The organism is Singulisphaera sp. GP187 (genome assembly GCF_900129635.1).
Taxonomy (GTDB): domain Bacteria; phylum Planctomycetota; class Planctomycetia; order Isosphaerales; family Isosphaeraceae; genus Singulisphaera.
Genome location: NZ_FSRB01000002.1, coordinates 2,743,230 through 2,757,496, shown reverse-complemented (window position 1 = coordinate 2,757,496; position 14,267 = coordinate 2,743,230). Strand labels below are relative to the sequence as shown.

The following is a 14,267-nucleotide window of genomic DNA, read 5'->3' as shown; positions in this document are numbered from 1 at the left end:
ATCGATGCTCGACTGTCTCTTCATCCTCGGCCTCGGTCTGCTCGCGGCCGCGGTCGGGCTCCGACTGCTCGATGCGCTCGATGCGCGGTTGGACCAAGAGTTCGATACCCTGGCCTTGGCGATTCCGCTGGGGCTGGGAGTGGTCGCACTCGCGACCCTGGCACTCGGGGCTTGTGGAGTCCTGCGCCCAAGCGGGCTCTCGGTTCTGTTCACGGTGACAGCGCTGCTGGTCGGCCGTCATACCTGGAGCGATGTGGGTAGGCTGATTCGAAGCTCGGCCAGTCCGATCCCAGGTCGAACAGCCCTCGATATCAGCCTGTTCATTGGCGTTGTCGTCACCACCCTCGGCACATTCTTGACCGCGCTCGCTCCGGTCACCGATGGCGATGCGCTCTGTTATCACCTCCAAGTTCCTAAGCTCTTTCTTGTGCGTGGGGGAATCTTTTTCGATCCCGACCTCCACGAAACCGTCTATCCACTGCTGACGGAAATGCTCTACGCCGTCGGTCTGGCGTTCCGAGGCCCGGTCGCCTGCCGGCTGGTGCAATGGCTCCTTGGCCTCGTGTTTGCGGCCAATGTCACGGCCTTGGCGCGTCCGAGCCTGGGAGCCCGGGCCTGGTGGGCGGGAGCGATCGCGCTGCTCGTTCCCGCGGTCTCCAACGGCATGGGCGCCCCGCTCAATGATGTAGCCCTGGCGGCCTTCGGGACGGCCGCGATGGTGGCCCTGGCACGCGATTACGATCGACCCCGTGCCCAATCCTTGATCCTGGTCGGTTTGCTCGCGGGGCTGGCGATGGGGGTGAAATATCCCGCGCTCGTGCTGGTCGGGCTCCTCGGCCTGGCCATCGCGGCGCGGCGGCTCGGCTCCGAAGCCGATCCGTCCCCGACGGGAGATCGCCCGCGAACTTGGTCCTCGAGGCTTTGGCTGGCCGGTTCGGGATTGGCCCTGTTTGGCCTTATCGCCCTGCTCGTCGGCGGCTCGTGGTATCTTCGCGCCTGGATGGATACAGGGAATCCGGTTTATCCCTTTTTCCGCCACTACTTCGGGGGAGCGGGCCTCGATGAAGTCCTCGACCCGATCAAGCGTCCGATGGCGGTGACTCCGTGGACCTTGATCACGGCCCTGGTGCCGCTGACGCTTCACCCCGACCGGTTCGATAGCTTTTCCCACCAGTTCGGGCCGGCCTTCTTACTCTTTCTCCCCGCACTCTTGCTGGAAAAGGCGCCGCGCCGGGTCCTCGCCATCGTGGCACTCGGCCTCGCCTTCCTGATGATCTGTCTGACCCAGCGTCAAAGCATGCGGTTCGTTCTGACCGCGATCGGCCCGATGGCGGTGGGGGTGGCCTGGCTCGTATCCACCTGGTACGAGCGGCGAACCCTTCCTTGCCGGGTCCTGTTGCTGGTCTTGTTGCTGATCGTCGGCTTCGAAGCCAGCCTTGCCGCCGCGCGGGCCCGCCACGGTTTGAATGTTGTGCTGGGACGCGAGACCTCCGAGCATTACTTGATGCGTCGCGAGCCCACCTATCGCGTCGGCCAGTGGATCGCCGCGAACCTACCGGCAACCACGCGGATCGTCGGGCAAGATCACCGCGGCTACTATCTCCCCTGCGACTATACGATGGAACTGGCTCATCGCCGAAGAACCGGGCTGGGGCGCCAGGGCGACTCCGCGGACACGATCGTGGGAGCGCTGAAGAGGCGAGGGTTCACTCACGTGATGTTTTGTCCGCCTGTCCCCGAGCGTGCTGTCGAGTTCGACCCGACTCTGAGCCGATTGCTCGCGGATTGGGTCAAACCGCGGCAGCCGATCTACCGCGAGGCGATCGCCGATGCTGACCACGTCGTCAGACGCTACTCCATCTATGCGCTCGATGGCTCGACGGCGAGCCGCCCCGTTGGGGCCGGAATGGCCCGCCGATGACGGCTCACCCCACGCTGGCCCAACTCCGCAAACGGGTGCATAAGCAACGGCATCAAGAGATCGGTAATTGGCTGGCGCGAAAAATTGCCCGTCCGTCGGCGGTCTATGGGACCTGGCTCGCGGTACGGCTGGGACTCTCTGCCAATCAAGTGACGAGCGCCGCGTTAGTGGCCGCTGTCGCGGCCGCGGCCGGGATTGCGACGGGCACCCAGGCGGGCTTTGTCTGGGGCACGCTACTGGCATTCCTGTCGTTCTGGCTCGATCGGGTGGACGGTCAGCTCGCGCGTTGGCATGGGACGGCCAACCTCGACGGCGTCTATTTCGACTACTTGATGCACCACACCGCGAACCTGGCCCTCGGTTTCGCGCTTGGTCACGGCCTTGCTTTTCGAACTGGCGAACCGGCTTGGTCCGTCGCCGGGTTCGCGATCGCGTTGGGCTGGGCGCTCCTCAGCTTGCACAACGACTGCCGATACAAAGCCTTTTTCCAACAACTGAAACGCGTGGATGGATCGTACAAGGTCGATGGCGGCCGAGGGGGACGTCCCTCACCCCCGGCATCGTGGCCGCGCCGCGGCCGCGCGGCGCTGACCTGGCCCGCCTACAAACTGTGCGAGCCGCATGTCGTCTTGGTCGGGCTCCTCGTTCTTTCGGTTCTGTCACTGGTTTCCACTCGGCTCTGGATCATAGCCTGGAGTGGAAGCGTGGGGTTCATGGCTTTCCTCGCTCCGCTCCTCGCCTGCGGACGGGTTGCGAAGGCAATCGCCGGCGGCTCCACGGAAGCGGAGTTTCAAGTCTGGTTCCAACCCTGGCCTCGCCCCGCGGTAGAGAATGAGGAGAGGGACTCCGAACCCTGGACAGCCGAGCGCCAGCGCGTAGGATAAAGGGCTGAACACGTTCCTCGACCCCTCCCTACGCGGAAAAATTGTCGATGCGCCGACTCGACCCTCTCGGCCTCGCCCATCTTCCTGTGCTCCCCCAACGACTCGACACGGGGATCGGCGTGGTGGGCGCTGGGTTTATTGTCCGTGACAGTCATCTGGTGGCGTACCGGGACGCAGGCTTCCGGGTTGTGGGCCTGACCTCGCGAACCCGCGCGACCGCCGAGGACGTCGCCAAGCTTCGCGGCGTGCCCCGCGTCTTCGACAGCCTCGAGGCGATGCTCGACGACCCCGAAGTCGAAGTCGTCGATATTGCCGTGCCACCGCGCGAGCAGCCGGAGATCATTCGTCGGATCGTCGCGCGGCCTGGGAAAGTTCGCGGGATTCTCGCCCAGAAGCCGCTGGCGATGAGTCTCGCGGAGGCGCGAGGGTTGGTCGAGGCCTGCGAGGGCGCTGGAATCCGCTTGCAGGTCAACCAGAACATGCGGTACGACCACTCGGTCCGCGCACTCAAGGCGCTGCTCGATCGCGGCGACCTGGGCGATCCGGTCCTGGCGACGATCGAGATGCGGGCGATTCCCCACTGGATGCCCTGGGCTCGAGAGGAGCGGTCGCTCTCGACGTTCGTGATGAGTATTCACCATCTCGACACGTTCCGATACTGGCTGGGCAACCCGCTCAGGGTCCTCGCCAGCACGCGTCCCGACCCGCGGACCCAGTTCCCCCACATTGACGGGATCAACCTGACGATTCTCGAGTTCGCGACCGGTGCGCGGGCGTCGGCCTGGGATGATGTCTGGAGTGGCCCCGTCCGTGAAGGGGCGGCCTCGGACATTGGAATCCGCTGGCGGTTCGAGGGGACGGAAGGGTTTGCCCTTGGCACCATCGGCTGGCCGGGTTGGCCCGAACGCGTGCCCAGCACGATCGACTACACGACGGTCCACGAGCCGGGCGTCTGGCATCGTCCCCGCTGGTCCCAGGCCTGGTTCCCCGACGCGTTCGCGGGGACGATGGCCGGCCTGCTCGGAGCACTCGAATCGGGTTCCGACCCCGATATCTCTGGGCGTGACAACCTCAGGACGATCGCGCTCTGCGAGGCGGTCTATTCGGCGGCGACCGAACATCGTGTCGTGGATTTTGAGGAGGTCGTCAACCGACCGGGGGAGCCGAACGCCGGGTTGGACTCGGAATCGTTGGCCGTTTAATCGACAAGCTTTCACTTTTATCGTATCGGGAAACGCGATGAAACTTGGCCTGATCAATTCCGCGTGGGCCCAGACGGGCCGTGAGACCAGTTTCGGGATTCGCAAGACCAAGGAAATCGGCTTCGACTCCATTGATATCTTCGCCGACCCGCTGGATCTCGGTCCCAAGGAACGGAACCAGATCAAGGTCGACTGCGACCAGGCGGGACTGCCGATTATCAGTGTCGCGTGCGTGGCCGTCGGACTGATCGACTTCAATCCCAGTGTTCAACGCTTTCACTTCGATCGCGTTCGCGCCTATCTCGAGATGGCGCAAGCGTTCGAGGCCAAAAACCTCCTGCTTGTACTTGGTGAATACATCTGGCAACGTGAAGTGATCCCTCCCGCCGAGCAGTGGGCGACCGGGGTCGCCAACGTCAGGGCCTTGGGTGAATATGCCTCCGACCTCGGGCTCGAGATCGCCCTGGAGCTCGAACCGTTCCACCTCTCCTTGCTCAACGACGTTGAGAGCATGTCGCGATTCCTGACCGACGTCGATCATCCGGCCGTGAAAGCCAACCTCGATATCTCGCACCTGGTCCTCGCTCAGCAGTCAGCGTCCTTGGTCGAGCAGCTTCGAGGGCAGGTGGCGCACGTCCATATCTCGGATTGCGATGGCAAGGTTCATGGCGATCTCCCGCCGGGCCGGGGAGTGGTTGATTTCGTCCCTTACATGCAGGCGATCAAGAACCTCGGAATTGACGACCTGACCATCTCGGTGGAACTCGAGTATTCGCCGCAACCCGAGTTGATCGTCGAGTGGGTGACGGAAGCCTATGAGACGACCGCCGCACTGATGCGGAACGCGGGCCTCCGATCATGACCTCAACACGGTTGCCGGGCGACAACCACCCGGCCGGGTTCCCCTCATGAGGTCGCGAGTCAGCCAAATTCTACTCGCCTTGGTCCTGATCGCGGTGCTCGGTTGGCCGGCGCTCGCGACGTTCCTGGCGGCCATGCGGGGGCGTGAGTCCGACGAGGCTGGCGGCGGCGGGGGCTTGATCGTCGCGACGCCCGCCGACCTTTCGGCCGGTCGGGTCCTGAGGCCGCTGGAACTGGCGGGCACGTCCGTCCAGCTCGTCTTGTTGACCGAGGCGATTGCGCTTCCGATCGGCCTCCCCTTGGCCCTGATCCTGTTTCGGACCGACGCCTGGGGAAGGCGGTTCATGCTCGGGTTGCTCGGAATCGCGGCCCTGGTCCCGATGCCCCTGCATGCCACGAGCTGGATCGGGGGATTCGGCAACGCGGGTCGGATGCAGGCGTTCGGGGCGACGCCCCTGATCGTCGGCCTGACTGGCTCGGCGTTCGTCCACGCCATGGCGGCGCTCCCCTGGATCGTGCTACTCGCGGGCGTGGGTCTGCGGACCGTCGAGCCCGAGCTCGAGGAGTCCGCCCTTCTGGAAATGCCTGCGTGGCGCGTCGTGACGTTCGTGACGGTGCGCCGGAGCGTCGGGGCCCTGGCGGGGGCGGCCCTCGCGGTCGCCGTACTCACGGCGGGCGATATGACGGTCACGGACCTCTTGCAAGTTCGTAGCTATGCGGAGGAAGCTTATATTCAGTTTCAACTCGGCCATGGACCGGCGGCCGCCGCCGCGGTGGCGCTCCCGCCCCTCGCCGTCCTGGGTGCCCTGATCCTGGTCACAGCCCGCGCGTTGCTGAAGGCCGATCCCGTCCGGCTCGCGTCGGTAGCCCGACGCGGCAAACTCTGGGCCCTCGGCGCCTGGCGAGTTCCGATCGGCCTGCTGGTCGCGGCCACCGCGGGAAGCGTGCTGTTCTTGCCGCTCCTCACCCTCGTGTGGCGGGCCGGTCGGGTCGGAGGCGTCGCGGCCGCCGGCCGGTCTCCCGAGTGGTCGTTCCCAGGCTTCCTGGGGACGATCCGCCGGGCCGTACTCGACGTCGGCGGTTCGTTCCTGACGGGACCGCTGGAGCAAGCGTTGGAGACGGGGGTCGGGAGCGCGCTCCGTCAACCAGGTCGTTGGTTTGGAAATCCGCTTGGCAGCCCGCTTCTCGAGAGCATGCTCTGGGGCGCCTTGGGCGCGTCGGCCGCCGTGGCCGTGGCGTGGAGCCTGGCCTGGCTGAGCCGCCAGCCCGGGCCCTGGCGCTGGGTCTGCGCGGCGAGCGTCGCCCTGGCGTTGGCGACCCCCGGACCGGTCGCCGGGATGGCACTCGTACTCGCTTACCGCGAATACCCATTGGTTTATGATTCACCGTTGATCCTGATTTTCGTCTTCGTCCTGCGGACGTTTCCCTATGCGTTACTCGTGCTTTGGCCGGCGGTCCGCGCGCTCCCGCGGGAGCATCTCGAAGTCGCGGCCATTGAGGGAACAGGGGCCTGGGGGACAATCTGGCGCGTCGCGCTGCCGTCGTCGCGGGGGGCGTTGCTTGCCGCCTGGTGCGTTGCATTTGTGCTGGCGATTGGCGAGCTCCCGGCGGCAAACCTGGTGGCACCGCCGGGCACCGGTCTAATCTCGATCGAGATCTGGAGCCTGCTCCATACCGGTGTGGAGAGCCACCTCGCCGGCGTCGCCCTGGTCGTGCTCGCCGCGTTCTTCTCCCTCGGACTCGTGGCCCTCCATGCATTTGCACGCATCGACCGTTTAGCGTAATGGTATGCGTGAACGGTCCGAATGTGTTATTAATTAAGATGCAAGCAAATACCAGGGTATGCCACGGTCATCGGTGGCAACCGGTACCGGCCCACCTCGCCCTCGACGGTGAAGGGGTTCGGGACCTGCACCTGCACCATTGATCTTGTGGCCGGCCGGTAGCACTGACCGACCCCGACGGGACCGTGGTGGGAGAGGATGCTCGACCGGTTGGAGCGCGACCGAGATTGACTCCCGGCCGGGCAAGTCCTATGATCCCGCCCACCCGCCGTGGATGTACTCGCCTCGCGTGCCGTCGCCGTGTCCCCCGACCCTCGATGGAGGTGGTCCATGCATCTCGCGCCGCGGCTCTTGGCGCTGGTCCTGCCCGGGCGGACGGATTCGTCGGCACGGTCGCGAGACCGCCGCGCCGGTCGACCGAGACCCTCGGCCTCGGTCGTCCCGCAATCCCAAGGCGTGGGCGAGGCCTCCGCGTTGCGGGTCTATCTCGCCGCGGTCCTGGCGGGGGCTGTCAACGCGTCCGCATGGTTGGTGCCGGGGACCGGGTTCAGCGCGGTGCTCGGGTGGATCGCCGCGCTGCTCTTGGTCTACACGGTTCGTGCGCGGCGAGCCTACCTGCCGGCGTTTGCCGCCGGAATCGTCGGCCACCTGATTGGCTTCTACTGGGTCGCCGGCACGGTCTCCGTCTTCGGAGGTTTCGGTCCGCTGGCCTCGGCGCTGATATTTACCCTATTCGTGGCCCTCGGCGCGCTCCTCTTCCTGGTCTTCGCCCTGGTTCATCACCAGCTCCCCGCCGCTTTCGACGCCCTGGCTTTGCGCTCGGCGACCGCGGTCGTGATGGCCGAGCTTTTGACGATTCGCCTCTTCCCTTGGCACTTCGGGCATACTCAGCTCGCGTTCACTCCGTTCGTGCAGATTGCCGGCATCGGTGGCGCGATGGCCGTTTCGTTCCTGATGTTCTGGCTGGCGGAGGTCAGCGTCCGCATCGTCGTCTTCCGCGAGCGGCGAAGGACATTTCTCGTGCCCGTGCTCCTCTTCGTGTTGGCGATCGGCTATGGGGTCGCGATGATGCGTACCTTCACCGCGCCGCAGGGCCTCCCGCAGGAAGTCGTCGTGGTGCAGGGCAACGCCTCCCTTGCCGAGAAACGCGACATGGACTCGGCCCGGAAGAATCTTGCCCGGATCTACGAGCTGACCCGCCAGGTCGCCCATCCCGGCTCCCTGGTTGTCTGGCCCGAGGGTTCGGTACCCGCCTACATCTCCGCCGGCATTGGCCGGGTGGGCCGCCCACCGGTCCTGCCCTGGATCGGAGACGATACCGCCCTCCTCGTCGGCGCCTATTCCTTCCTGCCGGATCGCCGACGGTACAATGCCGCCTTCGCGGTCTACCCGGATGGCACGATACCGTGGCCTTACTTCAAGCGAATCTTGATCCCCTTCGGCGAATCCATGCCCTTGGCCTCGTACTTCCCCTGGCTCAAGGGGTTGAACGCCAAGGCCGGGGTTTTCAGCGCCGGAACGGAGAGCCAGGTCTTCTTCTACCCGTTGCGACGGCCGGACGGGACGGCGTCGACCCTGAAGGTCTCGCCTTTGATCTGCTATGAGGACACAGTCCCTGCCCTGGCCCGCGAGGCGACACGGAAGGGGGCGGAGCTCCTGGTCAATATCACGTCCGACTCCTGGTTCGGCCGCACGCTGGCTCCCCACCAGCACCACCTGATCGCCGCCTTCCGGGCGATCGAGAATCGGCGGTTCCTGATCCGAGCCACGAACACCGGCCTGAGCGGCGTCGTCGACCCGCTCGGCCGGACCATCGTCTCCATCCCTCCCTTCGTCGAGGGGACCGCGACGGCGCAAGTGACCCCACTCACCTATCGCAGTGCTTATACCCACGGGATCGGCGACCGGCCCTGGTGGGCCCTGCTGTTGGTCGGTTTCGTCGCGACCGTCCATGCGAAAAAAGGGAGGCCGCGAGTTCAACTCACTCGTGGCTGATTCTACTGTATCCGTTAGCGGGTCGCCTGGCTTGCCAGGGGCCATATCATAATCACTGAATCTCCCATGAATTCCGAGGTAATCCTTCGGTCTCCTGCCTCGGGAATGGCAACAAACAAGCCAAATAACCCGCTTAGGATGCACCGCCGCGCCCACGCGATTCGGCCTCGTTCACAAGCCGATCGACCGCCCGATCCAGGTCCTGGCCGCGGAGGTTCTTGAAGCGGATCACCCCGCGGTCGTCGAGGACATACGTGGTCGGCCATCCGCGGACGTTCCACCGGAGCACGATCGGTCCTTCGATACCGCCGTCCCACCACGACCTCCAGGTGATGTTCTTGCTCTTCACTGCCTGCACGGCCAGATTCCGATCCTCGTCATCGTTGACCCCGAGGAGGACGAACGGCTTGCCTTCCAGCCGTTTGACGAGTGAGCGCTCGTGCGGGATCATCTCCATGCAGGCACCACAGGAGGTCGACCAGAAGTTGACGACCACCACCTTGCCCCGGAAGTCAGCGAGCCTCATCGCGTTGCCGTCGATGTCCCGTCCTTCGATGTCCGGGGCCTCATGGCCGATCGCAAGGTCGCGAAGCTCGGATAGGTTCCCCTCGGCGATCTCCCCAAGGGTCTTACCGCCCTGGCCTTTGACGTCGGCGAAATCCGCGATGACGCAATTGTAGAGGGTCACAGCCTCATCGGTGAGCGCATCCGGATCGCCGCGGCGGGCCAGGTCGAGGAACTCCCGGAGCACCGTGTCGTTCCAGTAGCGGAGAGCGGCCTCGGGAAGGGTGTTCTGCCGCAGTCCCTTCGCCAGGTACGAGATATCAGAAAGCAGGTCGGCGAGCCTCAAAGTCGCCAGCGCCCGCGCCGCGCGGTGGGGACTCTTCTCGATCGTCCTCCGGTACAGCGTCATGACGGCCGGTCCGCCGCGGAACAGCCGCTGCGCGAAGGCCGTAGCCAACCGGTCGCTCTGGATGTGGTCGCGGGTGAGGATCTCGACGGCTCGGTTCGTCGCGGTTCCCGTCGGGGCGTTCGCCACCACCCAGATGAGGGTGTCGAGAGCGGCCGGGTCGTCGGGATGCGCCTCGGCCAGTTCCAGAAACCGCGGGGCGAACACTACCCAGGGCCACCGTTCCGACGCCTTCAATCGCTCCTCGGGAGTCCTCGCGAGATCATATGCCTTGGTCGGCACCTTCACGGCTGCCGCGAACCCCTGCACCAAGGCCCGGTACTCCTCCGCGGGCGTTTGTTCCTCTCCCCGAGCGACGAACACCGGCACACCCAGCAGCAACCCCAGTATCACGGCCCGCATCGCGCGCCCCTTGTTCTTGAGGGTGCCTTCAAGTGAACTGCCGTCGAAGCGATTCCAGTGTAAGCTCGAGCCCCTGTCGAGGAAAGCCTGACCGGAGTGAGGGAAAGTCCAGCCGTCCGGCCGCATCGTCCTCAAGGTCACCCTGCGCGGCCGTCGACAAAACCCGCTGTCTCGCGATATGCCAAGGCCGGAAGCCACCGTCGATCAAGCCTCGACACGCTGGTCGTCTCCGCACCTCAGCCCGTGAAACCGGAGCGAACGTGCGGAGCCATCGGGCCATTCCCTCGCTCAGGCTCCGGCCCTTTTCTTCAGCATGAAAGCGATGACGAGCGACGCGACGGCGAATCCTATGAACCAGAGATTCGCGTGACTGGGGGACGCCTCGTACTGCGTCCCACCGAGTGTTTCGGGGAGGCCGTACGCGGTGAGCCTGCAGTCTTTCTCGGAGGCAGATCAATCGTCACGAGGCGCTGGCAGTTTTCCGAGATCGCCGAACTCAGCTGCTTCGCTATCGCGGACCGACGCGCCTTACGTTTCGAAGCGTCCTACGGGTCGCCTGCGGCCGGGGACTTCGGTAACTTACCTTCGAGGCCCGCGTACCTCTCCCCCGCCTTCTTGAAGGCTGAGCCGTTGTCGATGAACCTTCGCTGCTGACGCTGCTCGTTCGCCACCGTGAACAGCCTGCGCACGATCGCGGGGCTGTTTTCGTTGCCCGCCTCGCTGCGGCCGCTCTCCTTGTCCGGTCGCCAGGACTCGATCAGCTCGGGGACGGCTTCGAGGAGAAGCTTCACGCGGGTGGCCCGTGCGAGCTTCGGATCTTCGAGCTTGGCCAGAATCTGAGCTGGAGTTCGCTGAGCCGAGCCGGAAACCGTCTTCACCTGGCCGTCGTCCGCCGACGTTGGTCCGAGCGCCGTACGCGCGAAGGGCTGGAGTGCGACCTTCTCCGCTTTGAGGGGATCGCGATCCAACACGCCTGCTTTGTGGGCATGCACCTCCTCGATGATGCCGCGTAATGCAGTGGCGAGCGGCGTCCGGGACTCGGCCCGTGACGGATCGAGAGAGACCCGCAGGAGGTTCGCGAGGTGCTCGTTTTGCAGCCTTCGATCGTTCGGATGGCGTTCCGCTGCCTGGATGAGGAGCCCGTTGGCCCACCGCGTCTGTCCCGCCTTGGCTTCGATCAGCGCACGCAGTGAGGCTGACTCGCCGTCATCGAGCGCCCGTACGGTCAAACCGGCCGGGGGGCCGATGGTTGCCGTCGTCGCCTTTGTGACAGGCGGCATCACCGCTGGGCTGAGCGGCGCCGGCTCAGGGGCCGGTGGGGTCTTGAGCGTGTCCGCTGCCGGAGCCGGGTCAGTGGCCTCGTCATATTTCCGAAGTGGCCCCGTCGGGAGCCGCCGCTCTCGAGCCGGCGCCGGCCGGGCCTCCTCAGGCTCCGGTTCAAGCTCGGCGGGTGGTAACGGCACGTCACCGAGCTCGGCCAGGGCGAGCTCGTGGAGCCGATCGGCGTCGTCCACATCGTCGTCCAGCTCGCCGAGCAGGGGGACTGCAATGGGCAGGTCCTTGACCTTCTCGCCGTCTGAATTCTCGAATCGGGTCAGGACGAGCGCATCCCCGTCCATCCGGCAGAAGATCTCTCGGACGCCGATCTTCTGAGGCTCGCCGACGTCGTTGACATAGGTGATCTTGATCGAGGACGCCGAGACACGTTTGGTCATTCCATCCCTGTACCTCGGGTCGGCTTCGGCGGTCGCCAGCAATTGACGGGCGGCATACGCGCCGTACGTGGCGGGGTCGGCTTGGTCGATCCGCAAACGTCCCTGATCGTCCTTGACGACCCGGATCTCCGGTATCGACCAAGGCGACGACGCTCGAGGCGCATCGGCTCGTGGTTCCGCCTCTCCTCGCCCCCCTGGATCGGTCGCTGCTACCACCGCGCTCTTCCTCGAATGTCTGGAGGGTAGATATTCAGTCCCAAGGTCACCCGATCAAAGGCGCCGTTCATCTCGGTGTCCCACCGCCCAGCGCGGTACGCGACTTCCCACCCGAATCCGATCACGGAAGTCCTTGACCAGGTCTGGCCCTCTGTCCCTAATTTGACGCTTCATCCCGCTGAGAAGTTCCATGGCTTCCGGGGACATCGAGCGGCTTGCCGTCCGGTCGTCCGTGGCCAGGCACCCAATCCGAGCAAGTTAGGGGGTCTTAGGTGGCCCATCGAGAGTGCGAGCTAGACCGAAGCTCTGCCTGAATCTCCCAGATTGTACCATTGAAGTGTGTGGCGATAGGCCTCCGGAATCCACCGCGCTCCGCGAGCGGCTCGACCACGCCCAAGTTTATGGTACCTCATCGACGCTCCGCGACGACTTGTCGACCCGGATCGACGACCCCGGACAGGAGGAGGGACTCTGGCTCGCTCCGGAGAACGACCGGCGTGAGGCCCAGCCTGGGCGTGTGGGCCTGGTGTCCGGCTTCACGCTCTCGTGCTGCCTGCGACTCGTCGACGCCGCGGGTCGACTCGAACGCAATGGCAAGGCGAGTCTGCCGGCCGACGCCGAGTCGATCTTTGCCCAACTGGGCCTGGACGGCTCGCGCTGGCGAGCGACCCTTGATGATCTTCACCGTAGCCAATTCAGTCACCCAACGTCAAGCTGCTGGCGGGCGGTAGATGCGCTGTCAATTGATGGCTCGTCCGATGGTTTGCTCCAAGTGAGTTCGGTGTGTCGGACCGCCGCGCGCCAGTGGAGCGCTGGAATGCCGAGGAATTTCCACTCGTCGAGCAGTCGCTCAACGGACCCCGGACGCGATGCTGTAGCCACTTTCACGTCAATCAGAACGACCGAGGGTTCAGCCATGAACCGCGGAGTTGCCGGTCGCCGATTGCATCCCGAACCGACGCTCCATACCCTGAGAAATTTGAAGCGAACCCCGATCCCAAGGAAAACGAGACATGAGGCGCGCAGCGCTCCCCTTCGTCGCCCTCCTACTCGCTCTGATGCCCGTGGTTCGTGCCGCTGACGTGACCATTGAGAGCACCTTCCCGGCAGACAGGGGGCCAGGGTATCGGAAGCCCGCTCCCGACGCGGCGGGGGCCGTAGGACAACGTCACGCGGTCGCGCTGGATGACCGCGCGTTCGTGGCCGTGGACAAGGCGACCGGGCAAGTGGTCAAGGATCTCAGCCAGCACGACTTTTGGCTCGGAGTGCAGTCGGTAAACACACTCGACCTCCAGGCAAACGACCCCCGCATTCTGTACGACCCGCTCTCCGGCCATTGGATCGCATGGGTCCAGGGCATCGACCCGATGAACGGCTATCTCGCCGTGTCCACGACGTCGGATCCCACCGGGCCCTGGAAAGGGGTGAAGTTCCCGATCCCCCCACATAACTACGGCGCGAAGGCCGGTCTCGATAAGAACGGGTTCTACCTCACGCTTCATAACGGGAACAACGACACGCACAAGGCCCACACCTGTTACGCGATTCCGAAGGCCGACCTCATCGCTCCGAACGGGCCGGACCTGTCTCACCTCCAGGCGTTCCCCAACCTGGAAATCGAATCCTTCCCGGCAACGGACCTGAACCCCGACAAGTCGCCTGATGCTCCGGAGGTGCTCCTGAACAAAGAGTTCGGAAATGCCGCCGGAAAGCTGTACCTGTACAAGATCAAATGGTCGGGTACAAAGGCGAGCATCTCTGACGTTCAGACCATCCCCCTGAGCACGACCTACTCAACTCCGAACGCCTCTGTGGAGGAGGGACGGGCGGTCCAGCCCGCACCGGGGGGTAAGCTGAGGGCGGACGAACCCCGACGCACGGACTGCGTCTTCGCGCACGGGGGCAGCGTGTTCGGTTGCAATGGCGCGAAGCGCACCCTCAAGTCGCGCCCCGGCATCCTCTGGTACGAGTTGCGGGTGAGCGACGGGGCCTTGCTCCAGGAGGGCCTGGTCGACGACCCGACCTGCGATTACCTCAACCCCTCGCTCGCCGTGGACCGCGACGGCAACGTCGGCCTGGGCTGTACAAGGACGTCGGAGAAGGAGTTCCCGTCCGTCTATGTCATGATGCACGCGGCGGGCGATCCGGCGGGTTCGATGGGAGCCCCTGTCCTGGCGGTACCCGGAACGACCCATTACCGGATCAATGCACCAAGCCGCTTCGGTATCGGGTGGGGCAATTACTCGACGACGTGCGTCGACCCGTCGGACCCGACCTTGCTCTGGACCTGCCAGGAATACGCGAACAGCACGGTCGATCGCCAGTGGTGCACGGCTTGGGTTGCATTCCGACGCAAGGTGAACCCGTAGTATCGAGC

10 protein-coding genes are annotated in these 14,267 nt (G+C 65.0%); 7 read left to right on the top strand and 3 right to left on the bottom strand.

What is annotated here, in order from left to right; all coding sequences use genetic code 11:
• The first annotated feature begins 4 nt into the window (after positions 1-4).
• The 6 genes from BUS42_RS35025 (at position 5) to lnt (ending at position 8,647) form a co-directional block, all read left to right on the top strand.
• On the top strand, positions 5-1,921 hold the full coding sequence (locus BUS42_RS35025; RefSeq protein WP_074314924.1) for an ArnT family glycosyltransferase: 1,917 nt from the start codon (positions 5-7) through the stop codon (positions 1,919-1,921).
• Entirely contained in the window at positions 1,918-2,805 is an 888-nt protein-coding gene (locus BUS42_RS35020) for a CDP-alcohol phosphatidyltransferase family protein (protein ID WP_074314921.1), read from the top strand. The genes BUS42_RS35025 and BUS42_RS35020 overlap by 4 nt, the downstream gene beginning before the upstream one ends.
• Positions 2,806-2,852: 47 nt before the next feature.
• Positions 2,853-4,007: a Gfo/Idh/MocA family protein gene (locus BUS42_RS35015; protein WP_074314918.1), complete on the top strand. Its 1,155-nt coding sequence runs from the start codon at positions 2,853-2,855 to the stop codon at positions 4,005-4,007.
• 37 nt (positions 4,008-4,044) lie between these two features.
• On the top strand, positions 4,045-4,869 hold the full coding sequence (locus BUS42_RS35010; protein WP_074314916.1) for a sugar phosphate isomerase/epimerase family protein: 825 nt from the start codon (positions 4,045-4,047) through the stop codon (positions 4,867-4,869).
• A gap of 46 nt (positions 4,870-4,915) precedes the next feature.
• Positions 4,916-6,652, top strand: a complete 1,737-nt coding sequence (locus BUS42_RS35005; RefSeq protein WP_074314913.1) for an ABC transporter permease — start codon at positions 4,916-4,918, stop codon at positions 6,650-6,652.
• 330 nt (positions 6,653-6,982) lie between these two features.
• A complete protein-coding gene (gene lnt / locus BUS42_RS35000) occupies positions 6,983-8,647 on the top strand; it encodes an apolipoprotein N-acyltransferase (RefSeq protein WP_074314910.1) in 1,665 nt (554 codons plus the stop codon).
• 133 nt (positions 8,648-8,780) lie between these two features.
• Here the strand turns inward: lnt and BUS42_RS42240 are convergent, their stop codons facing one another.
• From BUS42_RS42240 to BUS42_RS34985, 3 genes are all read right to left on the bottom strand, one after another.
• Positions 8,781-9,959, bottom strand: a complete 1,179-nt coding sequence (locus BUS42_RS42240; protein ID WP_159452333.1) for a TlpA family protein disulfide reductase — start codon at positions 9,957-9,959, stop codon at positions 8,781-8,783.
• Between the two features lie 545 nt (positions 9,960-10,504).
• Complete coding sequence (locus BUS42_RS34990) at positions 10,505-11,890, bottom strand: hypothetical protein (RefSeq protein ID WP_143206613.1); 1,386 nt, start codon at positions 11,888-11,890, stop codon at positions 10,505-10,507.
• A gap of 409 nt (positions 11,891-12,299) precedes the next feature.
• Positions 12,300-12,575, bottom strand: a complete 276-nt coding sequence (locus tag BUS42_RS34985; RefSeq protein WP_074314904.1) for a hypothetical protein — start codon at positions 12,573-12,575, stop codon at positions 12,300-12,302.
• 328 nt (positions 12,576-12,903) lie between these two features.
• On the opposite strand from BUS42_RS34985, the gene BUS42_RS34975 reads away from it, so the two are divergent.
• Entirely contained in the window at positions 12,904-14,259 is a 1,356-nt protein-coding gene (locus tag BUS42_RS34975; protein WP_074314898.1) for a hypothetical protein, read from the top strand.
• The last annotated feature ends 8 nt before the right edge of the window (positions 14,260-14,267 follow it).

Coding starts and splice junctions, on each gene's coding strand:
- BUS42_RS35025 (WP_074314924.1), top strand. CDS start 5: ATGCTCGACTGTCTCTTCATCCTCGGCCTCGGTCTGCTCGCGGCCGCG.
- BUS42_RS35020 (WP_074314921.1), top strand. CDS start 1,918: ATGACGGCTCACCCCACGCTGGCCCAACTCCGCAAACGGGTGCATAAG.
- BUS42_RS35015 (WP_074314918.1), top strand. CDS start 2,853: ATGCGCCGACTCGACCCTCTCGGCCTCGCCCATCTTCCTGTGCTCCCC.
- BUS42_RS35010 (WP_074314916.1), top strand. CDS start 4,045: ATGAAACTTGGCCTGATCAATTCCGCGTGGGCCCAGACGGGCCGTGAG.
- BUS42_RS35005 (WP_074314913.1), top strand. CDS start 4,916: ATGAGGTCGCGAGTCAGCCAAATTCTACTCGCCTTGGTCCTGATCGCG.
- lnt (WP_074314910.1), top strand. CDS start 6,983: ATGCATCTCGCGCCGCGGCTCTTGGCGCTGGTCCTGCCCGGGCGGACG.
- BUS42_RS42240 (WP_159452333.1), bottom strand. CDS start 9,959: ATGCGGGCCGTGATACTGGGGTTGCTGCTGGGTGTGCCGGTGTTCGTC.
- BUS42_RS34975 (WP_074314898.1), top strand. CDS start 12,904: ATGAGGCGCGCAGCGCTCCCCTTCGTCGCCCTCCTACTCGCTCTGATG.